This is a genomic window from Stenotrophomonas sp. NPDC047960 (assembly GCF_043204395.1).
Classification (GTDB): domain Bacteria; phylum Pseudomonadota; class Gammaproteobacteria; order Xanthomonadales; family Xanthomonadaceae; genus Stenotrophomonas.
Genome location: NZ_JBIDBX010000008.1, coordinates 68791 through 94019, shown reverse-complemented (window position 1 = coordinate 94019; position 25229 = coordinate 68791). Strand labels below are relative to the sequence as shown.

General features: G+C 66.5%; 14 protein-coding genes and 1 pseudogene. 14 read left to right on the top strand and 1 reads right to left on the bottom strand.

What is annotated here, in order from left to right; genetic code table 11:
• Positions 1-226: 226 nt before the first annotated feature.
• From ACGFZ3_RS16970 to ACGFZ3_RS16940, 7 genes are all read left to right on the top strand, one after another.
• Complete coding sequence (locus ACGFZ3_RS16970) at positions 227-3352, top strand: TonB-dependent receptor (protein ID WP_392923780.1); 3126 nt, start codon at positions 227-229, stop codon at positions 3350-3352.
• A 67-nt stretch (positions 3353-3419) separates the two neighbouring features.
• Complete coding sequence (locus ACGFZ3_RS16965) at positions 3420-4178, top strand: SapC family protein (protein ID WP_392923777.1); 759 nt, start codon at positions 3420-3422, stop codon at positions 4176-4178.
• A gap of 3 nt (positions 4179-4181) precedes the next feature.
• Positions 4182-5201, top strand: a complete 1020-nt coding sequence (locus ACGFZ3_RS16960) for a cupin-like domain-containing protein (protein ID WP_392923774.1) — start codon at positions 4182-4184, stop codon at positions 5199-5201.
• A 13-nt stretch (positions 5202-5214) separates the two neighbouring features.
• Complete coding sequence (locus ACGFZ3_RS16955; protein WP_392923771.1) at positions 5215-6744, top strand: tryptophan halogenase family protein; 1530 nt, start codon at positions 5215-5217, stop codon at positions 6742-6744.
• A gap of 65 nt (positions 6745-6809) precedes the next feature.
• The gene (gene xylB / locus ACGFZ3_RS16950) at positions 6810-8303 is read left to right on the top strand and encodes a xylulokinase (protein ID WP_392923768.1); all 1494 of its coding nucleotides are present in this window, start codon (positions 6810-6812) and stop codon (positions 8301-8303) included.
• Between the two features lie 41 nt (positions 8304-8344).
• Positions 8345-9679 (top strand): xylose isomerase, encoded by a 1335-nt coding sequence (gene xylA / locus ACGFZ3_RS16945; protein WP_392923765.1) that lies wholly within the window; start codon positions 8345-8347, stop codon positions 9677-9679.
• A 14-nt stretch (positions 9680-9693) separates the two neighbouring features.
• Positions 9694-12267 (top strand): exo 1,3/1,4-beta-D-glucan glucohydrolase, encoded by a 2574-nt coding sequence (locus ACGFZ3_RS16940; protein WP_392923762.1) that lies wholly within the window; start codon positions 9694-9696, stop codon positions 12265-12267.
• A 17-nt stretch (positions 12268-12284) separates the two neighbouring features.
• Here ACGFZ3_RS16940 and ACGFZ3_RS16935 read toward each other — a convergent pair whose 3' ends face one another.
• Positions 12285-13340 (bottom strand): LacI family DNA-binding transcriptional regulator, encoded by a 1056-nt coding sequence (locus ACGFZ3_RS16935; protein ID WP_392923759.1) that lies wholly within the window; start codon positions 13338-13340, stop codon positions 12285-12287.
• A 111-nt stretch (positions 13341-13451) separates the two neighbouring features.
• On the opposite strand from ACGFZ3_RS16935, the gene ACGFZ3_RS16930 reads away from it, so the two are divergent.
• The 7 genes and pseudogenes from ACGFZ3_RS16930 to ACGFZ3_RS16900 all read left to right on the top strand — a co-directional run bounded on the left by ACGFZ3_RS16930 (position 13452) and on the right by ACGFZ3_RS16900 (position 25183).
• On the top strand, positions 13452-15566 hold the full coding sequence (locus ACGFZ3_RS16930; RefSeq protein WP_392923757.1) for an alpha-glucuronidase family glycosyl hydrolase: 2115 nt from the start codon (positions 13452-13454) through the stop codon (positions 15564-15566).
• The gene (locus tag ACGFZ3_RS16925) at positions 15563-17545 is read left to right on the top strand and encodes a sialate O-acetylesterase (protein WP_392923753.1); all 1983 of its coding nucleotides are present in this window, start codon (positions 15563-15565) and stop codon (positions 17543-17545) included. The genes ACGFZ3_RS16930 and ACGFZ3_RS16925 overlap by 4 nt, the downstream gene beginning before the upstream one ends.
• Positions 17545-19233: a glycoside hydrolase family 43 protein gene (locus tag ACGFZ3_RS16920; protein ID WP_392923750.1), complete on the top strand. Its 1689-nt coding sequence runs from the start codon at positions 17545-17547 to the stop codon at positions 19231-19233. Before ACGFZ3_RS16925 ends, ACGFZ3_RS16920 begins: the two co-directional genes overlap by 1 nt.
• Positions 19230-21902 carry a glycoside hydrolase family 3 C-terminal domain-containing protein gene (locus tag ACGFZ3_RS16915; RefSeq protein ID WP_392923747.1) on the top strand — a complete coding sequence of 891 codons (2673 nt, stop codon included), beginning with the start codon at positions 19230-19232 and terminating at the stop codon, positions 21900-21902. The genes ACGFZ3_RS16920 and ACGFZ3_RS16915 overlap by 4 nt, the downstream gene beginning before the upstream one ends.
• A pseudogene (locus ACGFZ3_RS16910) lies at positions 21856-23361 on the top strand (MFS transporter); the annotation flags it as partial. The gene ACGFZ3_RS16915 and the pseudogene ACGFZ3_RS16910, both read left to right, overlap by 47 nt.
• On the top strand, positions 23335-24351 hold the full coding sequence (locus ACGFZ3_RS16905) for a glycoside hydrolase family 43 protein (protein ID WP_392924250.1): 1017 nt from the start codon (positions 23335-23337) through the stop codon (positions 24349-24351). The pseudogene ACGFZ3_RS16910 and the gene ACGFZ3_RS16905, both read left to right, overlap by 27 nt.
• On the top strand, positions 24341-25183 hold the full coding sequence (locus ACGFZ3_RS16900; RefSeq protein ID WP_392923744.1) for an aldose epimerase: 843 nt from the start codon (positions 24341-24343) through the stop codon (positions 25181-25183). The genes ACGFZ3_RS16905 and ACGFZ3_RS16900 overlap by 11 nt, the downstream gene beginning before the upstream one ends.
• Positions 25184-25229: the final 46 nt, after the last annotated feature.

Here is a 25229-nt window from a genome sequence, read left to right as displayed (position 1 = left end):
AAGGCTCAGCGGTTACCCCCCCATATACCAAACGCGTGTTCTGGCAAGCCTGAAAGCGAGTTTGAATCGCAGTGCAGCAACAAGGCACTGCGATGTTCGGTGTGGAAGACGGGCATCGCCCGTGCGTGCCCCTTGGAGGGGCGGTACATCCATTCGATCGTATGTCAGAGGGGAGAGTCATGAGCGCTTTTGCTTTCCGTCGTACCCCAGACCTGAGGGCTCACGCATGAGCCGGAAGCTGGCGAAACTTACATCCCGGGCCATGTTCACCTTCGTGGGCGGCGTCCTGGTCATCAATCCCGCATTCGCGCAGGACGCTGCAACGCCGGCGCCTGCCCCGCAGTCGCAGTCCACCCCGACCCAGCTCGACACCGTGCAGGTCACGGGTATCCGCAACAGCCTCAGCCAGGCGATGGATATCAAGCGCGACTCGGCCGGCGTGGTGGACGCGATCAGTGCCGAGGACATCGGCAAGTTCCCCGACACCAACCTGGCCGAATCCCTGCAGCGCATCACCGGTATCTCCATCGAGCGCCGTGATGGTGAAGGTGCGCAGGTCACCGCGCGTGGCTTTGGCCCGCAGTTCAACATGGTGACCCTCAACGGCCGGCAGATGCCCGGTGCCGACGCGTTCGGCGCGTCGGGGCAGGTCGCCATCGGCGGCGTGGACGGCGGTACCCGCGCGTTCAACTTCGCGCAGCTGGCGGCCGAAGCGGTCAATGGCATCGAGGTCTTCAAGACCAGCCAGGCCAACGTGCCCAGCGGCGGCATCGGCGCCACCATCAACATCCTCACCGGGCGTCCGTTCGACCATGAGGGCACCGTTGCCAGCGCCGGGGCCAAGATCGTCTCCGACCAGAGCCAGCCGTTCGACAACGACCTGACCCCTGAGCTTTCCGGCATCTTCAGCTACACCAACCCGGACAAGACCTGGGGCGTGGGTGTCAGCGCGAGCTACCAGAAGCGCAAGGGCGGTTCGGTGCAGGCCACCAACAATTACTGGAACATCCAGCCGTGGACCGGGACCCTGCCCGGCAACCCGACGGTGACCAATGCACCGGCAATCGGCGCGCTGTACGGGCGCCCGAACGATCTGCGCTATGCCTTCGCCGACTTTGAACGCGAGCGCATCAATGGCCAGGCGGTGCTGCAGTTCGCCCCGACCGATGCAGTAACCCTGACCCTGGACTACACCTATTCGACCAACGAGATCGAAGAGAATCGTGGCGAGCAGGGCATGTGGCTGCAGAACAGCAACTACACCGATGTGGTGTTCGATACCAGCGGTGCGGTGGCCACGCCGATCTACATCCGCGAAATCGCCGGCACCAAGGACTTCGGGCTTGAACAGCAGCGCAGCATGCAGAAGTACAAGCTGGGGTCGCTGGGCTTCAATGCCACCTGGAACATCACCGACCGCTTCAAGCTGAGCTTCGACGGCCACGATTCCAAGAACGAGAGCCGGCCGAACGATCCGCTTACGGGCGGCGGCTCCATCTTCTCCAGTATCGCCGGCACCAACAACTGCACCACCGGGCCGCAGTGTGGGGGCACGTACGTACAGGAAATGGTCTGGAACAACGGCCTGCCGGTGGGCACCCAGGTCTGGTACCCGACCGCTGCCGATGCCATCGCCAAGACCAATGGCGTGGTCAATGGCGGGTTCGTCCCGGGAGAGATCGGCTCGCAGGTGCTGCGCATCAATTCGCAGACCCAGATCAGCGAGATCAAGCAGGGTCGCGTCGACGGTGAGTGGGCCTTCGACGCAGGCCGCTTCCAGTTCGGCGTGGACACCAGCAAGCAGACCACCCACCGCCTCCAGGCCGCGGAAAACTACAACACCCTGGGCGACTGGGGCGTGGCCAACGTGAACGGCGATGTGGCCAACGGCCTGATGGACCTGCTGCAGCCGGTGAACATCGTCGGCATGTTCGACGATTTCAACGTCAACAGCTTCAGCGCCTGGCGCGGCGACGCAGGCCGGCTGGCCCAGTGGGCAGGGCAGTACTATGGCGCCAACCTGGGGGTCAGCCCGCAGAACGCGGCCGACAACCGTGTGGAAGAGAAGACCAATTCGGCCTACATGCAGATCGAGCTGGACGGCGACCTGGGCGGCCACCGCACCAATACCCGCTTGGGCGTCCGTTACGAGACCACGGACGTGGTGTCGACCTCGATCATCGCCACGCCGGAGTCCATCCAGTGGCAGGCCAACAATGACTTCCGCGTGTTGTTGTCCGATGACAAGCAGCCCTTCACCGAGAAGACCAGTTACAGCTACATCCTGCCCAACCTGGACTTCAGCATCGACCTGTTGGACGACCTGAAGGGGCGAATTTCGTTCGGCAAGAGCATCGCCCGTGCGCCGATCGGCAACCTGTATGCCGGCCCGACCGCACAGCAGCCGTTCGGCTCGGTGCTGATCGATCCGTCTTCGCGGGCCAGCGGCACCGCGCAGAACCCGGCCCTGAAGCCCTTGGAATCGGACAACCTGGACCTGGCGCTGGAATGGTACTTCGCCGATGCCAGCTACGTGTCGGTCACCTACTGGAACAAGCAGGTCGCCAACTTCATCGGCAACACCATCGTGCAGGAAAACCTGTACGGCCTGCGCGACCCGACCTCCGGCCCGGACGCACAGACCGCGCTGGGCTTCCTGACCAGTGGGGCCTGCATTGCCCAAGTGGGACCGGCCAACGCAGCGGCCTGCTCGGCCAATGACACCTCGCTGTTCACCGCGTTGGCGCTGCTGCGCAACAATCCGGCCGGGCTGGGTGCCTACAACGGCACCGATGCACAGGTACTGGCCACCGAAGCGGCGTACGACCTGTATGGCACCGCGGCCGACCCGCTGTATCAGTTCAACGTCAACCGCCCCATCAACCAGAACGAGTCCAAGCTGCACGGCTGGGAACTGGGCGGGCAGTACTTCTTCGGCGACACCGGCTTCGGCGTGCTGGCCAACTACACCATCGTCAACGGTGACGTGGGCTACAACGACGCGGGCGACCCGAATGTCGACCAGTTCTCGCTCACCGGCCTGAGCGACACCGCCAACGCCATGCTGATGTACGAAAAGTACGGCTGGTCGGTGCGCCTGGCCTGGAACTGGCGCGACCAGTACCTGATCCTGGCCAACCAGGGTGCCAGCCGAAACCCGTACTATGTGGAAGAGTACGACCAGTGGGATCTCAGCGTGGGTTACACGTTGAATGACAACTGGTCGTTCAGCCTCGAGGCCATCAACCTCACTGGCGAGGATGTGCGTTGGCGTTCGCGCACCTCGCAGATGATGGTGAAACTGGCTGACCAGGATCCGCGTTACATGCTTGGCGTTCGTTACAGGTTCTGAACAGGCCATGGGTGCCGCTGCTTCGGCAGCGGCACCCGTGCAGGCTCCTGCAGGGATTGGACTACACATGCCGCGTTACGAAATGCTCAACAACATCGCCCACCGGGAGCTCCGTGTAGCGACCGGATTCGGCCCCGAATTCGGCGACGCGGTCGGCATGGTGCCCGCCTACCCGAGCGAGTACGCCGAGCTGCAGCGTGAATACCCGATTTTCCTGCGCAGAGACGCCGCTACCGGGAAGTGGCAATCGGTCGTACTGCTGGGATTCGAGCAGCACGAAAACCTGTACCTGGACGACGGCCGTTGGAATGCCTCCTACCTGCCGGGGGCTGCGGCCAAGGGGCCGTTCCTGATCGGCTTCCAGGAGCACCGCATCGACGGTGAGCTTACGCAGGAGCCGGTGCTGCACGTAGACCTGGACCACCCGCGCGTGAGCAGCGGCGCCGGAGAGCCGGTGTTCCTGCCACAGGGGGGCAATACGCCGTATCTGGACCACATTGCCAACGTGCTGCGTGGCATCCACGACGGCCATGCCTTTGGCGCCGAAATGTTTGCCATGCTCGACAGCAAAGGCCTGATTCAACCGATTACCCTCGACTTGCAGATCGACCCGCACAACCGGGTGGGGGTGAACGGCCTGCACGCGATCGACCGTGACCGCCTGGCCGAGCTGGACGGCGCCACGCTGGCCGAACTCAATCGCGCCGGCTACCTTGAGGGCGCATACCTGATGCTGGCCTCGCTGCATAACATGCGGCGGCTGATTGCTGAAAAGCAGCGTCGCCTGCGTTCGCAGGATGCCGCCGCCGCGACGGGCAGGAACTGAGCGATGCTCGACGGTGTGGCCATGCGCACCCTGGAAGGCCTGCAGCCCGGTGCGCTCCCGCTGGAGGCACTGGTGGCCGCCGGCGAGCCGGTGGTGCTGCGTGGCATTGCGCGCGACTGGGCGCTGGTACAGGCCGGGTTGCGTTCCACCGGGGAGGCGCTGACGTACCTGCGCGGGTTCGATGCCGGTCTGCCGGTGCAGTACTCCTACGGCGGTCCCGAGATCGAAGGACGCCCGTTCTACAACGATGATTTCACCCAGTTGAATTTCGAGGTCCGGCGTGGACTGCTGACGCAGGTGCTGGAGGAGATCGCCGACACCTTTGATGTTCCGAAGCCGCCCACCTATTACGTGGCCTCGCTGCTGATCGACCGGGCGCTGCCCGGGTTCGCGCAGGCCAACGACGCCGGCCTGGCCGGGCAGGGCATCGATGCCTCGGCCAGCATCTGGATCGGCAACCGCGTTACCGCGTCCTGCCATTACGATACCCCGGACAACCTGGCCTGCTGCGCCGTGGGCCGGCGCCGGTTCACCCTGTTTCCGCCGGAACAGATCGACAACCTCTATCCCGGCCCGCTGGAACCCACTCCCGGCGGGCAGGTGGTCAGCGTGGTGGATTTCGACCGCCCGGATTTCGACCGCCATCCCCGGTTCCGTGACGCACTGGCCAGCGCGCAGACTGCCGTGCTGGAACCGGGCGATGCCATCTTCATTCCCAGCATGTGGTGGCACCACGTGCGCAGCCTCGAACCGTTCAACGTGCTGGTGAACTACTGGTGGCGCAGCGTGCCCAGCTTCCTGTCCTCACCGCTGCCGGCACTGCAGCACGCGATGTGGGCGCTGCGCGATCTGCCGGAGCGTGAAAAGAAAGCCTGGGCAACGATCTTCGAGTACTACGTATTCGGTCCCGGTGAGCGCGCAGGGCAGCACCTGCCCGACGCCGCCCGGGGTGAGCTTGCACCGTTCGATGAGATGCAGGCGCGCCGCACGCGCGCGCAGCTGCTCAGTCGACTCAACCGCTGATGGGGGCATCGCTTTGAACGCTGCGAACACCACAGAAGGGCGCATCCGCAAGGTGGTCATCGCCGGCGGTGGCACCGCAGGCTGGCTGGCCGGCTGCGCGCTGTCCCACCAGTTCCGCGAGCAGCTCGACATCACCCTGGTCGAGTCCGAGCAGATCGGCACCGTAGGCGTCGGCGAATCGACCGTGCCGCCGATCCGCACCTTCCACCGCTACCTGCAGATCGATGAGCAGGAGTTCCTGCAGGCGGTGGCCGGCACCTTCAAGCTCTCGATCTCGTTCGAGAACTGGCGCCGCCCGGGTGAGCGCTTCATCCACCCGTTCGGCACCATCGGCCAAAGCACTTGGGCCACCCCGTTCCATCATTTCTGGCTGGACAGCCTGCGCCGTGGCATGCCCTCGGACCTGGGCGACTTCTGCCTGGAAAGCGTGGCTTCGCGCGGCGACCACTTCTCGCTGCAGACCCAGCCGCAGGTGAACTACGCCTATCACTTCGATGCCGGGCTGTACGCGAAATTCCTGCGCCGCCGCGCTGAAGCGCAGGGCCTGCGCCGGGTGGAAGGCAAGATCCGCGAAGTGCGGCAGCACGCCCACGACGGTTCCGTTGCAGCGCTCGTGCTGGAAGACGGGCAGGTGATCGAAGGTGACCTGTTCATCGACTGCACCGGCTTCCGCGGCCTGTTGACCGAGCAGACCCTGCACAGCGGCTATGAGGACTGGAACCAGTGGTTGCCCAGCGATCGCGCCGTTGCGGTGCAGACCGAGTCGGTCAAGCCGCCGGTGCCGTACACCCGTGCCATCGCGCACGAGGCCGGCTGGCGCTGGCACATCGCGCTGCAGCACCGGGTGGGTTGTGGACTGGTGTTCTCCAGCCGCCATATGTCCGATGACGAGGCGCAGGCCAAGCTGCTGCGTGACGTCGAGGGCCAGCCGCTGCGCGATCCCTGGCTGGTACCGTTCCGCAGTGGCCGCCGGCTGAAGGCGTGGAACAGGAACGTGGTGGCGCTGGGCCTGGCCAGCGGCTTCATCGAGCCGCTGGAATCGACCAGCATCCACCTGACCATCAGCGCGGTGGTGCGGCTGATCCAGCTGTTCCCGTTCGATGGCATCACCCCGACCCTGACCGCGCTTTACAACGATGTCAGCCGCCAGGAAATGGAGCACGTGCGTGACTTCATCATCCTGCATTACCACGCCACCCAGCGCGACGAGCCGATGTGGAAGGCCTGCCGCGAGATGGAGCTGCCCGAATCGTTGGCCGTACGGTTGCGCGCATGGCGCGAGCGCGCACACGCGTGGCAGGACCCCGGCGAACTGTTCCGGGTGGATTCCTGGACCAGTGTGCTGATGGGGCAGGGCATCCAACCAGGGCCGCCGCACCCGTTGGCACGCGCGATCAGCGATGCGGACCTGCGCACGCTGTTGGCGCGGATCCGGCAGCCGGTGCAACAGGCGGTGGCGACCATGCCCTCGCAGGCAGACTTCATTGAACGCTACTGCAAGGCGCCGGACGGGGTCTGGCCAAGGCGCCTGGCCACCGCCTGACGGGGCCACCTTTCGCCGCACAAAATTGGTAGCGCTACCTTTCTTGAACACACGGGGTACTTTGGATGGATCTGGTTGCTGGAATCGATGCGGGTACGCAGAGCCTGAAAGTACTGGTGTACGACCCGGCCAAGCGCAGCGTGGTGGTCAGCGCCAGCGCGCCGCTTGAGCTGGACAGCGCCGCCGATGGCAGCCGTGAACAGCGACCGGCTGACTGGGTGGCTGCACTGCACACCTGCTTCGCTGCCATCACGCCGTCGGTGCGCGCGCGCATTTCCGCGTTGGCGGTATCCGGTCAGCAGCACGGTTTCGTGCCGCTTGATGCAGCAGGGGAGGTGCTGGCACCCGCCAAGCTGTGGTGCGACACCAGTACCTCGGCCGAATGCACCCAGATCATGGAAGCTGCAGGCGGCACGGCGCAGACCATTGCGCTGGCCGGCAACCCGATCCTGACCGGCTACACCGCCTCCAAGCTGCCGTGGACGAAGACGCACCGGCCGGACGCGTACGCACGGCTGGCCACCATCCTGCTGCCGCACGACTACCTCAACTTCGTGCTGACCGGCGAGCGGTTCTGCGAATACGGCGATGCCTCGGGCACCGGTTGGCTGGACGTGCGCACCCGCACCTGGTCGCCCGACCTGCTGCGCGCGACCGACCCGGACCGCGACCTGACCGAGTGCCTGCCGCCCATCGTGCCACCGGAAGCATTGTTCGACATTTCGCCCGCAGCAGCGAAATCGTTCGGCCTGCCTGCCACGGTAAAAGTAGCGGTCGGCGGCGGCGACAACATGATGGCCGCCATCGGCACCGGCTGCGTCGTCCCCGGTCGTCTTGCGATGAGCCTGGGTACCTCGGGTACGCTGTTTGCCTATTCCGACACACCCGTGGTCGATCCCGATGGAGCGTGGGCCGCGTTCTGCTCGTCCACCGGCGGCTGGCTGCCGTTGATCTGCACCATGAACTGTACCGTGGTGACCGAGCAGGTAGCCGACGCGTTCGACTTCAGCACCCGCTTCGGCGATGGGCACCTGCGGGCGACCTCGCCCGGGGCGGATGGGCTGGTGATGCTGCCGTTCCTCAATGGCGAGCGCACGCCCGACCTGCCACACGGCAAAGGGGTGCTGGCGGGCCTGGACACCACCAACATGACCCCGGCCCACCTGTACCGCGCGGCCATGGAAGGGGCCACCTACAGCCTGAAATACGGGTACGACGCCTTCGTCCGCGCCGGCATGCAGTTCGACCGCATCGTGCTCACCGGCGGCGGCAGCAACAGCGCCGCATGGCGGCAGCTGGTGGCCGATGTGTTCGGCCTGCCGGTGGACGTGCCTACCCAGTCCGAAGGCGCAGCGTTCGGTGCGGCGTTGCAGGCGCTGTGGGCGCTGGGCCATGCGCGGGGCGATCTCGCCAGCATTGCCGATATCGCCGAGCGCCACGTAGCGCTCGACCCGCAGCTGTCGGCGTGTCCGGAGCCGACGCGTACGCCTGCCTATGCCACCGCCTATGCGCGCTTCCTGCGCTATCTCGACGCCATCACGCCGCTGCAGCGCGGCTGATCTCTCTACGCGACACCTCGCACAACGAAAGGAACTGCACCATGAGCACCCAGCCCTACATTGGCGCCAAGGAATACTTCCCCGGCATTGGCCGCATCCCCTTCGAAGGCCGCGGGTCGGACAACCCACTGGCGTTCAAGGTCTATGACGCCAACAAGGTGGTCGGCGGCAAGACCATGCAGGAGCACCTGCGTTTCGCGGTCTGTTACTGGCACACCTTCTGCAACGCCGGACACGATCCATTCGGCCCGGGCACCCGCCATTTCCCGTGGGATGCCGGCTCGCCGATGGCCGCCGCCGAGGCGAAGGTGGATGCCGCATTCGAGTTCTTCACCAAGCTGGGCGTCCCGTACTGGTGTTTCCACGATATCGACCTGTCGCCGGACGCCGACGATGTGGGCGAGTACGAGAAGAACCTCAAGCACATGGTCGGCCTGGCCAAGGCGCGCCAGGAAGCGACCGGCATGAAGCTGCTGTGGGGCACGGCCAACCTGTTCTCGCACCCACGCTACATGAATGGCGCGTCGACCAATCCGGATTTCGCCGTGGTAGCGCGTGCCGCCGTGCAGGTGAAGGCGGCGCTGGAAGCCACCGTTGAACTGGGCGGCGAACATTACGTGTTCTGGGGCGGCCGCGAAGGCTATGCCTCGCTGGTAAACACCCAGATGAAGCGCGAGGTGGATCACTTCGCGCGCTTCCTTACCATGGCGCGCGACTACGGCCGCAGCATCGGCCTGAAGGGCAACTTCCTGATCGAGCCCAAGCCGATGGAGCCGATGAAGCACCAGTACGACTTCGACAGCGCCACCGTGGCCGGCTTCCTCAAGGAACACGGCCTGGAGAAGGACTTCAAGCTCAACATCGAAGCCAACCACGCCACGCTGTCCGGCCACACCTTCGAACACGACCTGCAGGTCGCCTCCGACCACGGCCTGCTGGGCAGCATCGACGCCAACCGCGGCAATGCCCAGAACGGCTGGGATACCGACCAGTTCCCGACCGATCTGTACGACACCGTGGGCGCCATGCTGGTGGTGCTGCGCCAGGGTGGCCTGGAAGGCGGCCTCAACTTCGACGCCAAGGTGCGCCGCGAATCCACCGACCTGGACGATCTGTTCGTTGCCCACATCGGCGGCATGGACGCGTTTGCCCGCGGGCTGGAAGTGGCTCATGGGCTGCTGAACGACTCGCCGTGGGAACAGTGGCGCAAGGAGCGTTACGCCAGCTTCGACAGCGGCGCCGGCAAGGACTTCGAGCGCGGCGCGCTCAGCCTCGTTGAACTCGCAGCGCTGGGCGCGAAGGGCGGCGAGCCGAAGCAGACCAGCGGTAAGCAGGAGCGTTACGAAAACCTGATCAACCAGTACCTGCTGCGTTGAGCCCACCGGCAAGGATGAGCACCATGACCCACCACACCGCTATCCGCCGCACCGGCTTGCTGCTGGCCGCGCTGCTGCTTTCACTCGCTGCCTGCAAGGGCGACGACAAGCCGGCTGCACCGGCCCAGGCGGAGGCCAAGACCGACGCCAACCCCTGGCCCCAGGTGACCTGGCCGCTGCCCGATGACCCCGCGATGGAAAAGCGGATCACCGAGCTGATGGCCGGCATGACGGTCGAGGAAAAAGTCGGGCAGCTGGTGCAGGGCGACATTGCCAGCATCACGCCGGATGACGTGCGCAAGTATCGATTGGGCTCCATCCTTGCCGGCGGCAACTCCGACCCGGGCGGCCGCTACGACGCCAAGCCGGCCGAATGGCTGGCCTTGGCCGATGCCTTCTACGCGGCGTCCATGGACACCTCAACCGGCGGCAAGGCCATTCCCGTGCTGTTCGGCATCGACGCCGTGCATGGCCAGAGCAACATCGTCGGCGCCACCCTGTTCCCGCACAACATCGGGTTGGGTGCAGCACGCAACCCGGAGCTGGTGCGCCGGATCGGCGAGATCACCGCATTGGAAACGCGCGCCACCGGCATGGAGTGGGCGTTCGCACCCACCGTGGCGGTCCCGCAGGACGACCGCTGGGGACGCACCTACGAAGGCTATTCCGAATCCCCTGAAGTCGTGGCCAGCTACGCCGGCGCCGTGGTTGAGGGTCTGCAGGGCAAGGTGGGCTCGCCCGACTTCCTGGATGGCCGCCACGTGATCGCCTCGGTCAAGCACTTCCTTGGCGATGGCGGCACCACCGATGGCAAGGACCAGGGCGATACCAGAATCAGCGAAGCCGAGCTGGTCCGCATCCACGCCGCGGGCTATCCGACCGCGATCGCGGCGGGTGCACAGACCGTCATGGCATCGTTCAACAGCGTCAATGGCGAGAAGATGCACGGCCACAAGCCGTACCTGACCGATGCGCTGAAGGGGCGCATGAACTTCGGCGGCTTCGTGGTGGGTGACTGGAACGGACATGGGCAGGTCAAGGGCTGCACCACCACTGATTGCCCGGCCACCATCAACGCCGGCCTGGACATGGCCATGGCCTCGGACAGCTGGAAGGGCTTCTACGAGACCACGCTGGCGGCGGCGAAGGCCGGCACCATCACCCAGGACCGCCTGGACGATGCGGTGCGCCGGATCCTGCGGGTGAAGTTGCGGCTCGGCTTGTTCGAGGCCGGCAAGCCGTCGTCGCGCACGGTCGGCGGCCAGTTCGCATTGATCGGCGCACCGGAACATCGCGCGGTTGCACGCCAGGCGGTGCGCGAATCGCTGGTGCTGTTGAAGAACCAGGGCGGCGTGCTGCCGTTGGCGCCCAAGCAGCGCATCCTCGTGGCCGGTGATGGGGCAAACGATGTCGGCAAGCAGGCCGGCGGCTGGACGTTGAACTGGCAGGGCACCGGCACCACCCGCAAGGACTTCCCTAACGCGGACACCATCTTCGAAGGCATCGCCCAGCAGGCCAAGGCCGCGGGTGGCGAAGCCATGTTCGCGGTGGATGGGAAATACACGGCAAAGCCCGACGTGGCCGTGGTGGTGTTCGGCGAGAACCCCTATGCCGAATTCCAGGGCGACCTGGCGACACTGGCCTACAAACCGGGCGACGACGCGGACCTTCAGTTGATTAAAAAGCTGAAGGCCGATGGCATCCCGGTGGTGGCGGTGTTCCTGAGCGGCCGGCCCCTGTGGGTGAACCGCGAGATCAACGCCTCCGATGCGTTCGTGGCGGCGTGGCTGCCAGGGTCGGAAGGCGGCGGCATTGCCGATGTGCTGCTGCGCAAGGCCGATGGCAGCGTGCAGCACGACTTCAAGGGCAAGCTGAGCTTCAGCTGGCCGCGCACGGCGATCCAGTACGCCAACAATGTTGGCCAGAAGGACTACGACCCGCAGTTCGCGTTCGGCTTCGGCCTGACCTACGCCGACAAGGGCGATCTGGCGCCACTGCCGGAAGTGTCGGGCGTGACTGGCAACGAAGGCGCGGCCGGTGTGTTCTTCGCACGGGGTGATGCAGGTTCCGGCATGGCGCTGCGGCTTGAAGGCAGCACGGGCCAGAGCGTGACCGTTACCAAGGTGCCCGAATCGCTTGATGGTGACCTGCTGAAAGTCACTGGCGTGGACCACCTTGTGCAGGAAGACGGCCGCCGCCTGGCGTGGTCGGGCAAGGGCGAGGCAACCGTCGCCGTGCAGTCGCACGTCCCGTTGGACCTGCAGCGCGAGAGCAATGGCGACCTGATGCTGATCACTACGCTGCGGGTTGATGCTGCGCCCAAGGGTGACGCCTGGCTGTCGGTCGGTTGCGGCGCCGGGTGTACCGCGCGCGTTCCGCTTGCGCCTTCGCTGGCCAAGCTGCCGGTGGGCGACTGGAAGCGCGTGGGGGTGCCGTTGAAGTGTCTCTCGGCCGCCGGTGCAGACGTGGGCAAGCTGGATCGGCCCTGGTCGATCGGCACCGCCGGCGCCATGACCCTTTCGGTGTCACGCGTCGCGCTGGGTGCCCTGAATGAAGCGGACGCCACCGTCGCATGCCCGGGCGCGTAACCATGCGCGCAATGCCATCACCGCTTGGGCGGGGGCGCGACCGAATCGCGCATCACCAGGCGGTGTGGCAGCACGTGGTCGGTCAGCACGCGGCTGTCGTCGGTGCGGTGGCGGATGGTGCGCAGCAGGATGTCGATGGCCGCATCGGCCATCGCGGCGATGGGTTGATGCAGGGTGGTGAGCTCGGGCCATACCGTGGTGGCCGCGGAGGTGTCATCGAAGCCCACCACCGACAGGTCACGCGGCACCTCGAGGCCCTGCCGGTGCGCCACGGAAATCGCGGCAGCCGCCATGTCGTCGTTGCTGGCGAAGATCGCCGTGGGAGGCTGGGGCTGGGACAGCAGCTTCTCGGCGGCATCCAGGCCCGAGCGATAGGTGTAGTCCCCCTGCTGGACCAGGCTGGCCTCGACCTCCAGCCCGGCCTCGTGCAGGGCAGTGGCGAAGCCGTCGTAGCGTCGCGCGCTCGCGCTGAGGTCGTTACGGCCTCGGATGAAGCCGATCCGGGTATGTCCCTGCTGGATAAGGTGTTCCGCCATCTCCTTGCCCGCGTGGAAGTCATCGATGCGCACGCAGGAAACATCGTCGCGCAGGTGCCCCGACGCGATGGCGACCACCGGAATGCCGGCCTTGACCAGCTCGGTCACGGCCACCGGCGATTCGCACAGCGGGGGCGGCAGGATCACGCCGTCGACGCGGCCGGCCAGGGCGCGCGCGGCCTTGCGCTCGGCAACGGGGTCCAGGTTGTCCCAGTAGTGAATGACCAGCTGGATGGCCGCATTGGACGCGCCCCGCAGCAGGCCCACCAGCAGTTCGCGCAGGTAGGCGCCGCTGGGATTGGTGTAGATCAGCGCAATGCGCGTGTGCTGCGCCGCGGCCAGCGTACTGGCGGCCAGGTTGGGCGTGTAGCCCAATGCCTGCACCGCGCGCATCACGCGTTCGCGGGTGTCATCGCGCACCTTGCCCTGGTTGATCGCCCGCGACACCGTCATCGGCGACACCCCGGCCAGCGCCGCCACCTCGTCGATCGTCACGCCACTGGTTTTGCGGCGGACCGATTTCTTCGGTTTGTCCAATACGCCCTCCCGTTCTTCTTTGTGACGCTGTGGCGTCCAACGCACCGCCTGAGCTTACAAGGTTTGCTGCCGACGCTGCGGGGGCAGTCGCGTGTCGTGCGGTGTCATTGGATGCTGGGTGTTGCCGTGGCATTGATGGCCTGCAGCGCGGGTGCGCGCGCGGAGGATGGATACGACCTCTGGTTGCGCTACGCCCCGCTGGAGCCGGCAGTTGCTGCGGACTATCGCGCACAGCTGGGCGAGGTTGTCGCTCCAGATCAGACGCCCACGCAGCGTGCAGCCCGTGACGAGCTGGTCCGTGGCCTGACGGGACTCTTGGGAAGCGCACTTCGAGCCCAAAGCGCAAGCTCCGGTAGTCAGGTGCTTGCGCTTGGCACGCCTCGGTCGTCGGCATTGATCGCGTCGTTCCGCGATGAGGTCGCGTCGCTTGGGGAAGAGGGGTACCTGCTCAAGCGCACGCGGGTCGATGGGCGCGACGTACTGCTGGTGGCCGCGCGCAGCGATATCGGCGTGCTGTACGGCACGTTCCATCTGCTTCGGTTGCTGCAGACGGGCACGTCGTTGAATGACTTGGAAGTCAGAGAATCACCCAAGGTGCGCCTTCGTGTACTTGACCATTGGGACAACCTCGACGGTCATGTCGAACGCGGCTACGCCGGCCGCTCCCTGTGGGACTGGCAGACGCTGCCGGAATGGCGCGACCCGCGCTACACCGATTACGCACGGGCCAATGCCTCGCTGGGCATCAACGGCGCCGTGCTCAACAACGTCAACGCCAACGCTCAGAGCCTCGCGCCGCAGTACCTGGCCAAGGCCGCCGCACTGGCCGAGGTGTTCCGGCCTTACGGCATCCGCGTGTACCTGAGCGCGCGTTTCAGCGCCCCGATCGAACTGGGTGGACTCAAGACAGCCGATCCGCTCGACCCGGCGGTGCAGCGTTGGTGGCACGACAAGTCCGACGAGATCTACCAGCACATTCCGGATTTCGGCGGCTTCGTGGTCAAGGCCAACTCCGAAGGGCAGCCAGGCCCACAGGACTACGGCCGCAGCCATGCCGATGGCGCCAACCTGCTGGCCGATGCCTTGGCATCGCACGGCGGCGTGGTGATGTGGCGCGCCTTCGTCTATGCACACGAGGTGCCTGCCGACCGTGCCACCCAGGCCTACACCGAGTTCGCCGGCCTGGACGGTGCGTTCCGCCCGAACGTGGTGCTGCAGGTGAAGAACGGCCCCATCGACTTCCAACCGCGCGAACCGTTCCACCCGCTGTTCGGGGCCATGCCGCGCACGCCGCTGATGATGGAGTTCCAGATCACCAAGGAATACCTCGGCTTCGCCACGCACCTGGTGTACCTGGGGCCGCTGTTTGAAGAAGTGCTGCACGCCGACACCCGCGCAAACGGCAAAGCCTTCACCGTGGCGCAGTCACTGAGCGGTATCGCCGGCGTCGCCAACATCGGCACCGATCGCACGTGGAGTGGTTCGCAATTTGATCAGGCCAACTGGTATGCCTTCGGCCGCCTTGCCTGGAATCCGGATCAATCGTCCCGTGACATCGCGGCAGACTGGGCGGCGATGACATTCTCGCCGGACCCCGCGGTGGTGCAGCCGATCGTCGGGATGATGATGGCTTCACGCGAGGCCGCGGTGAACTACATGACCCCGCTGGGCCTGCACCATCTGATGGCGCGCGGCCACCATCATGGCCCCGGCCCCTGGGTTGACGGCGGCCCGCGCGCGGACTGGACGTCGGTGTACTACCACCGCGCCGACCGCAACGGCATTGGCTTTGACCGCACTGCGACGGGCAGCAACGCCGTAGCCCAGTACGCCCCGGAAGTAGCCGCGAACTATGCCGACCTGGAGAGGGTGCCGGAGTCGCTGCTGTTGTGGTTCCACCACGTGCCGTGGGAGCACCGCATGGCCTCCGGGCGGCCGCTATGGGACGAGCTGGTGGGGCGGTATTCGCTGGGCGTACGCCAGGTCCGGGCCATGCAGACCACGTGGGCAAGCCTGCAGGGAAGGGTCGATCCACACCGTTACGAACACGTCGCCGCCTTCCTCAAGATCCAGCTGCGCGAAGCGCAATGGTGGCGCGATGCCAGCGTCGCATACTTCCAGTCGATCAGCGGCAGGCCATTGCCAGCAGGCGAAGCCGCACCCCCACACCCGCTGGCGTACTACGAGACGCTGCAGTTTCCGTCTGCACCGGGAGATGGCCGATGAGCTGTAAACCGAGGATGGGGTGGCTGTTGGCCAGTGCTCTGGCGCTATTCGCCGCACCGGCCATGGCGCAGGAATCCGTGGCGCCGCTGCTGCACCCGCTGTTCCAGGACCATGCCGTCCTGCAGCGCGACCAGCCGATTCCGGTCTGGGGCCATGCCGCGCCGGACACCACCGTATCGGTGAGGTTCGCACGCCAGACTGCCACTGCACAGGCGGATGCAGAGGGTCGCTGGCGCGTCACCTTGAAGCCGATCGCCGCCGGCGGCCCTTACAAAATGAGCGTACGGGCAGGGCAGCTCACCCAGACCGTGCGCGACGTGCAGATGGGCGACGTCTGGTTGTGTTCCGGCCAATCGAACATGGAACTGCCAGTGCGGCGTGCGCTCGACGCCGACAGCGAAATCGCCTCCGCCACGCAGCCGGACATTCGCCTTTTCACCGTGCCCAAGGCCGCGGCCGTGACGCCTCAGGAGCGGTTCGCCGGCCCGGTGTCATGGCAACCCGCATCCCCTGAAAGCGTGCGCGACTTTTCCGCCGCCTGCTACTTCTTCGCGCGTGAACTTCGGAAGACCGTCAACGTGCCGATGGGTCTCATCCAGTCGGCGTGGGGCGGTTCGCGGATAGAGGCCTGGACCAGCGCCGCTGCGCTGCGCGCGCAAGGTGGCATGGAGGAAGCGCTGGATGTGTTCGCGCTGTATGCCAGCGATCCGGCGGCAGCGAACGCAGCATGGGGCAAGCACTGGCAGCAGTGGTGGGAGCAGCGCGAAGGCGCCACACCCGGCGATGCCCCGTGGCAGCCCGACGCTGACCGCAGCGGATGGCGCCCGGCCCCGGCCCAGCTCGGCGCCTGGGAGCGCTGGGGCATTCCCGCGCTGTCGACGTACAACGGCATGGTCTGGTACCGCACCGAGCTGAGGCTCAGCGCCGCACAGGCAGCGCAGGGCGCACGCCTTGAGCTGGCGGCTGCCGATGAAACAGATGTGACCTGGGTCAATGGCGTGGTGGTGGGGAGCCAGAACGCCCCCGGGGACGCGCGATCCTATCCGCTGCCGCCCGGCCTGCTGAAGGCCGGCACCAACAGCGTGGTCGTCAACGTGCTGGACACCTGGGGCGCCGGCGGGCTGGCCGGTCCCGCGCAGGCCCATGCCCTGCATCTCGACGATGGCACCCGGATCGTTCTTGATGCGCCCTGGCAGTACCGTGTAGCGTCCGGCGACCAGGCACCCCCACTGGCCCCCTGGCATGCCGCCAGCGGCCTTTCGACGCTGTACAACGGCATGATCGCGCCGCTGGGCAGCTATGGCCTGCGCGGCATGCTCTGGTACCAGGGCGAATCCAACACCGGCGAGGGCGCTGCCTACGCGGACAGGCTGCGCACGCTGCGCGCTGACTGGCGAGGGCAGTTCGGCGCGGACATGCCTTTACTGGTGGTGCAGCTGGCCGGCTATGGCCAACCGCCCGTGGCCCCGGCTGAAAGTGGCTGGGCGCAGGTGCGCGAGGCGCAGCGGCGCGTTGCCGCCGAGGACCCGCATACCGGCCTGGCGCTTGCCATCGACATCGGGGATGCCTACGACATCCATCCGCCGAACAAACAGGAACTGGGCCGGCGTCTGGCGCGGGTGGCGCGCCATGTGGTGTACGGCGAGCGGTCAGCAGCCCCCTCCGGCCCCACCGCAGGCAAGGTATCCCGCACGCGGGTGGAGGTGCGCATCGGGTTTGACGATGTCGCCGGAACGCTGGTCGCAACCGGTGCGGACGGCCCCATCGGCTTCGAGCTGTGCGACGCCGGGTCGACGCGCTGCGCCTACGCAGACGCCACGCTGGATGGCAACGCGGTAGTGCTGAACAGCCTGCGGGCCGGAACGGCGGCCAGCGTCCGCTACTGCTGGGCAGACGGCCCCATCTGCACGCTGCGCGACAGCAGTGGCGCACCTGCCGGACCGTTCGAGCTGTCCCTTATCCCAGCGGAGGAACCCTGATGCGCCTGCTGCTTGCCACGCTCCTGCTGCTGTCTGCTGCGCTGCCGGCGCAGGCGGCCACACCCGCGCCCCCGGTCTACTTCGACTGGTTCGAGTACGCCGGCAACGACGCCGCGTTTGCACCCCCGCTGCCTGCCGGGCACTACCGCAACCCGATCCTGGCGGGCTTTCACGCGGACCCGAGCATCACCCGTGCCAACGGGAAGTTCTACCTGGTCAATTCAAGCTTCACCTACTTCCCGGGCATCCCGGTGTTCGAAAGCGTGGACCTGGTGCACTGGAAACAGATTGGCAACGTCATCGACCGCCCATCCCAGCTGGATTTCGATGGGCTCAGCGTGTCACGGGGAATCTTCGCGCCGGCCATCTCCTTCCACGACGGCGTGTTCTACGTGGTTACCACCGCCGTCGACAGCGGCGGCAATTTCATCGCCACCGCCCGCGATCCGGCCGGCCCCTGGTCCGACCCGCACTGGCTGCCGGGCATCGAGGGCATCGACCCGTCACTGTTCTTCGACGAAGACGGCAAGGTCTACCTGCTCAACAACGATGTGCCGCCCGGCCCGCCGCGTTATGAAGGCCACCGTGCCATCTGGATGCAGCAGCTGGATCTGGCGTCGTTTACGCCGGTAGGCCCCCGCAAGGTGCTCATCGACGGCGGCGTGGAGCCGGCCAAGAACCCGATCTGGATCGAGGGGCCACACATCTACAAACGTGATGGCTGGTACTACCTCTCCGACGCGGAAGGCGGCACCGGGCCTCAACATTCGCAGGTGGTCCTGCGCAGCCGCGAGGCGTGGGGGCCCTACGTGCCGTATGCGGGCAACCCGATTCTCACCCAGCGCGACCTGCCCAGCGACCGGCCGCTGCCGATCACCAACGCCGGCCATGCCGATCTGGTGGAAGGCCCGGACGGTTCCTGGTGGGCGGTGTTTCTTGCCAGCCGCAACTATGACGTCCGCCACTACAACACCGGGCGCGAAACCTACCTGCTGCCGGTGGAATGGCGTGACGGCTGGCCGGTGATCCTGCCGGCGGCGCAGACCATTCCGTACGCGGCCAAGGCGCCATCGTGGATGCAGAGCGAAGCAAAGCAGGCACCGTCAACCGGCAACTTCATAGAACGCAACGAGTTCGACACCGCCACGCTCGGCAACGACTGGCTCCGCATACGCGTCCCCAAACAGGACTGGGCCGACCTGCGCGAACGCCCGGGTTCCCTGGCGTTGCACCCGCTGCCGGAAGACCTCGACACGCTACGCAACCCCGCGTTCCTGGGCCGCCGCCAGCAGCACCTGCGCTTCGAGGCCAGCGCCCAGATGACGCAGCCAGCAGATGGCGTCGCGGCAGGATTGGCCGCGTTCCAGATCGAGGCCTACTGGTACTTCCTCGGCGTCCGCAGCCTGGGCAATGATCGCGTGGCGATCTTCCTCGAGGCGCGCGATGGCGGCGGCGCAACGAAGACGCTGGCATCGCGCGAGCTTGAGTTGGCCGCCTCGCTGCGCCTCCAGATCAAAGGAGACGAAGGGCGTTATGCCTTCGCCTTCGACACAGGCGACGGGCATGGCTGGCAGACCCTCGCCGATGACGTGGACGGAACGGTATTGAGTACGGATCGTGCAGGCGGCTTCGTCGGCGCCCTGCTGGGACCATTCGCGCGCGACGAGCGCGCCCTGAGGAGCAAATGATGACGCGCAGGCCCTTGTTCCGCACGCTGGCGCTCTGCGCCGCCATCACCTTGGCCACCGTCGGCCACGCCGCCGCACCGCCGCCGTGGCTCGACACCTCGGCCAGCTTCGAGACCCGCGCCGCCGCGCTGGTCGCGCAGATGACCCTGGAAGAAAAGGCAGCCCAGATGCAGAACGCCGCGCCCGCCATCGATCGGCTGGGCGTTCCCGCGTACGACTGGTGGAACGAAGGCCTGCACGGCGTCGCACGGGCAGGCCAGGCCACCGTGTTCCCGCAGGCCATCGGACTGGCCGCCACCTTCGACGTGCCGTTGATGGGGCAGGTGGCCACCACCATCAGCGACGAAGCCCGCGCCAAGCACCACCAGTTCATCCGCGAAGGCGCGCATGGCCGTTATCAAGGGCTGACCTTCTGGTCGCCCAACATCAACATCTTCCGCGACCCGCGCTGGGGCCGCGGACAGGAAACCTACGGCGAGGACCCGTACCTCACCGCGCGCATGGGCGTAGCCTTCGTGCACGGCCTGCAGGGCGACGACCCGGTGTACCGCAAGCTGGACGCCACCGCCAAGCACCTGGCCGTGCACAGCGGTCCCGAGGCCGACCGCCACCACTTCGACGCCCGGCCCAGCAGGCGCGATCTGTACGACACCTACCTGCCGGCGTTCGAAGCGCTGGTAAAGGACGGCCAGGTGGACGCCGTGATGGGCGCCTACAACCGGGTCTACGGCGAATCGGCCAGTGCCAGCCACTTCCTGCTGCGCGACGTGCTGCGCCGCGATTGGGGTTTCAAGGGCTACGTGGTCTCGGACTGCTGGGCCATCGTGGATATCTGGAAGCATCACAAAATCGTCCCCACCCGCGAAGCCGCTGCCGCGCTGGCGGTGAAGAACGGCACCGAGCTGGAGTGCGGCCAGGAATACGCCACGCTGCCGGCAGCGGTGAAGCAGGGCCTGATCAGCGAGGCGGAAATCGACGATGCCGTGACCCGGCTGTTCACCGCGCGGATGCGGCTGGGCATGTTCGATCCGCCAGAACGCGTGAAATGGGCACAGATCCCGGCCTCGGTGAACCAGGCCCCCACACACGACGCGCTGGCGCTGAAAGCCGCGCAGGAGTCGCTGGTGCTGTTGAAGAACGATGGCGTGCTGCCGCTGTCACGCAACCTCAAGCGTATCGCCGTGGTCGGCCCCACTGCAGATGACACCATGGCGCTGCTCGGCAACTACTTCGGCACCCCGGCCGCACCGGTGACGATCCTGCAGGGCATCCGCGATGCGGCCAAGGGTGTGGAGGTGCGCTACGCACGCGGCGTGGACCTGGTGGAAGGGCGCGACGATCCCAGCGCTACCCCGCTGATCGAAGCGGCGTACCTGCGTCCGACCGCCGATTCCCCGGAACGCGGCCTGCGCGGCGAGTACTTCCGCACCGCCGATCTTTCCGGCACACCGGCGCTGGTCCGTACCGATGCCCAGATCGGCTTTCGTTGGGACCGCGGCTCGCCCACCGACAACCTGCTGGCCCGTGGTGAAGCGGCGCCGGGACAGGGCATTCCCAATGACAACTTCAGCATCCGCTGGAGCGGCCAACTGCTGCCGCCAGTATCCGGCCGTTACCGCATCGAGGCCGCCGCCGACGACGGCTTCCGCCTCTACGTGGACGGCAAGCGCGTGCTGGACCACTGGGGCACCAGCGACCGCCTGCACGGCGACGGCGTGGACCTGGACCTGCAGGCAGGCCGCGCCTACGACCTCAAGCTTGAGTACTTTGATGCCGAGCGCGACGCCGGCGTGCGGCTGGGCTGGCGCATGCCCGGTGCCAAACCGCCGTTCGAGGAGGCCCTGGATGCCGCCCGCAATGCCGATGTAGTGGTGTTCGCCGGCGGCCTGACCGGCGATGTCGAAGGCGAGGAAATGAAGGTCAACTACCCGGGCTTTGCCGGCGGTGACCGTACCGACCTGCGCCTGCCCGCGCCGCAGCGTGCCCTGCTCGAAGCGCTGCACGCCACCGGCAAGCCCGTGGTGATGGTGCTCACCGGCGGTTCCGCACTGGCCGTGGACTGGGCCCAGGCAAACCTGCCTGCCATCCTGATGAGCTGGTACCCCGGGCAACGCGGCGGCACCGCGGTGGGCCAGGCGCTGTTCGGCGAAACCAACCCCGGCGGGCGGCTGCCGGTGACGTTCTACAAGGCAGACCAGGCGATGCCGGCCTTCGACGACTACACCATGGAAGGCCGCACCTACCGCTACTTCCGGGGCACACCGCTGTACCCGTTCGGGCACGGCCTGTCGTACACCACATTCGACTACGGCAGACTCCGCCTGGATGCACCCCGCATCGCCGCGGACGGGCAGCTCAAGGTGCAGGTGGACGTGGCCAACACCGGCAAGCGCGCAGGCGATGAAGTGGTGCAGCTGTATGTGCGGCGGGTGGATGCAGCGCGGGGTGATGCGCAGCAGGCGCTGCGCGGCTTCCAGCGTGTCCAGCTGGCGCCGGGTGAACGGCGCACCGTGGCCTTCGATCTGGATGCGAAGCAGGCCCTGCGACAGTACAACGAAGCCCGCGCGGCGTATGTCGTACCGCCGGGTGCGTACGAGGTCAGGGTAGGCAGCTCCAGCGCCGATGCGCGCGTGCAGGCCCGCTTCACCGTGGAGGCTGCCCGTGACTGAGCACGTCCTGTCGGTACGGGAAAAGCTGGGCTACAGCCTGGGCGACCTCGCGGCGAACCTGATCTTCCAGACGCTCATCACCTACCTGGCGTTCTTCTACACCGATGTGTACCGGCTGCCGCCGGCCACGGCGGCGACGATCATCTTCGTGATCGGCCTGCTTGGCGCCTTCGTGTTCACCCCGCTTATCGGCATCGCTGCCGATCGCACGGCAACGCGATGGGGCAAGTTCCGGCCTTGGATCCTGTGGACGGCGGTGCCGTTCGGCGTGCTCTCGCTGCTGGCCTTCAGCACCCCGCAGCTGGGCGCGCAGGGCAAGATCATCTACGCCCTGGGCACCTACGGCCTGCTGATGCTGGTGTACGCGGCCAACAACCTGCCGTACTCCGCGCTCAGCGGCGTGCTCACCGGCAGCATGGCCCAGCGCAACAGCCTCTCGGCCTACCGCTTCGTGGCGGTGATGATCGCGCAGTTCATCATCCAGGTGCTGCTGTTGCCGCTGGTGCTGATCCTTGGCGACGGCGACCGTGTGCTGGGCTTCGAGCGGGTGATGACCGTGTTCGCCGTGGTGGGCGCCGTGTTCTTCCTGATCACCTTTGCCACCACGCGCGAACGCATCGTGCCGAACAAGGAGCAGACCGGCGGGGTACTGCAGGACCTGTCCGACCTGGTGCGCAACCGGCCGTGGCAGGTGATGCTGGCCCTGACCATCCTGGTCTTCATCAACCTGGCCCTGAAGGGCGGTACCTACGTCTACTACTTCCAGTACTACATGAGCGGGCCGGCTCTCGCCGACTTTCTCGACAACACCGGCTTCAACCGCTTCATCGGCGGATTGAACGCCACGCTCAACGGCATGGGGCTGTCCGGCTTCGCCTGGCCGGAGGACCCGGCGACCTCGGCGTTCAGTCTGTTCAACGCCTGCGGCATCATCTGCATGATCCTGGGTATCGGGGTCTCCCGCCGGCTGGCCGACCGCCTCGGCAAGCGCGACGTGTTCGGTGGGGCGTTGCTGGTCTCCACTGTGTTCCTGCTGGTGTTCTACTTCTTCCCGCCCACCGCCGTGGCCGTGGCGTTCGTGTCGTTCATGCTGCACGGCTTCTTCTACGGCATCACCATTCCGTTGCTGTGGGCGATGATCGCCGACGTCGCCGACTACTCCGAATGGAAGAACAACCGCCGCGCCACCGCCATCATCTTCTCCGCGATGCTGTGCGGCCTGAAGATCGGCCTCAGTATCGGTGGCGCACTGGTCGCCGGCATCCTGGCGTACTACGGCTACCAGGCCGGCGCAGACCAACAGCCGGAGGGCGTGGTCAACGGCATCCGGCTGACGGTGAGCGTGTACTGCTCGCTTCCGTTCCTGATCGCCGTGGCGATGCTGTTCCTCTACAGGATCGACAAGCGCATGGAAACCCGCATCGAGCAGGACCTGCAGCAGCGTCGCGAGGGCAACGACCTGGGCCACCTGGCGGCACATGCCATCTCCCAGCCGCTGGTGACCCATATCTACACCGCCGACCCGTCGGCGCATGTATTCGAAGGGCGGCTGTACATTTATCCGTCGCACGACATCGATGCCGGCACGCCATTCGATGATGACGGTGGGCACTTCGGCATGGAGGACTACCACGTCCTGCGCATGGACAGTCCCACCGGCGCGGCGACCGATTGCGGCATGGCGCTGCACGTCCGCGACGTGCCATGGGCCGCAAAGCAGATGTGGGCCCCGGACGCTGCGCACCGCGACGGCCGCTACTACCTCTATTTCCCGGCCAAGGACGGGGAGGGCAGGTTCCGCATCGGCGTCGCCGTGGCCAACCGCCCCGAGGGCCCGTTCACCGCCGAACCGGAGCCGATGGCCGGCACGTACTCCATCGACCCGGCCGTATACGAAGACGACGATGGCGCGCATTACCTTTACTTCGGTGGCATCTGGGGCGGCCAGCTGCAGAAGTACCGGGACAACCGCTACGACGTGGCACACGAAGAACCCACCGGCGATGCGCCTGCGCTTGGCCCGCGTGTCGGCCGACTGGACGCGGGCATGACCCAGCTGGCCGAGCCCACGCAGGAAGTTGTCATCCTGGACGAGCAAGGCCACCCCTTGCGCGCCGATGACCACGAGCGCCGGTTCTTCGAAGGGCCGTGGCTGCACAAGTACCAAGGCAGGTATTACCTGTCGTACTCCACCGGCAACACCCATCTGCTCTGCTACGCCATCGGCGACAGCCCGTACGGTCCGTTCACCTATGGCGGCGTGATCCTCAAGCCCGTAGTGGGCTGGACCACGCACCACTCCATCTGCGAAGTCGAAGGACAGTGGTACCTGTTCTATCACGACGCCCTGTTGTCGGGCGGGGTGACCCACCTGCGCTCGGTCAAGTGCACCCCGCTGCACATGGAAGCGGACGGCAGCATCCGGACCATTGATCCCTATGGCAACTGAGCGCCGGTTGCCCATCGACGATGCGCAGGCGCCACTGCCTGCCGGCCGCCTGCACTGGTTGCGCGCGGGCAAGCTGGAGGTGGCGCTGGCCCCTGAGGCCGGCGGGCGCGTTGCTCGTATCCGCTACGACGGCGTGGAGTGGCTGGTCGACGAACAGGAGAGCGGGGCAGCCACCATCGCTTGGGGCTGCTACCCGATGGTGCCGTGGGCCGGCCGTATCCGGCATGGTCGGTTCAATTTCGACGGCACGATGTACGCATTGCCAACGAACTTCGGCGAACATGCCATCCACGGCGTGGGGTTCGCGTTGCCGTGGCAGATCGACAGCATCGCGGCGGACAGCGCCACGCTGTCACTCGAGCTTCCCGAGGACGACTACTGGCCCTTTGGCGGCACGGCAACGCAGGTCATACAGTTGACGCCGCACCGTCTCGAACTGCGCCTCGCCGTGCAGGCCGGCACCCAGCCAATGCCGGCGGTACTCGGCTGGCACCCGTGGTTTCGCAAGCCGGATCAATTGCAGTTCGAGCCCGACGCCATGTACCCGCGAGACGGGGAGGGCATAGCCAGGCTGCCACTGGAAAGCGCATCCCCCGGCCCATGGGACGACTGCTTCATCAACCAGGCCGATATAATGCTGGTGTACGCCGGCCAGCGCCTGAGGCTGCGAGCCAACACCCACCACTGGGTGGTCTACGACGCCGCCCCCCACGCCACCTGCGTAGAACCCCAAACCGGCCCACCAGACGGCTTCACTCTAGCCCCAAACCGCCTCAACCCGGGCGAACAACTAGAGCTGACCTTCAATCTCGCCTGGAACCCGGGCCGGTAGGGTCGGTTCCCAAACGACCGCCGATAACGGTGATCGGCACGGCAAC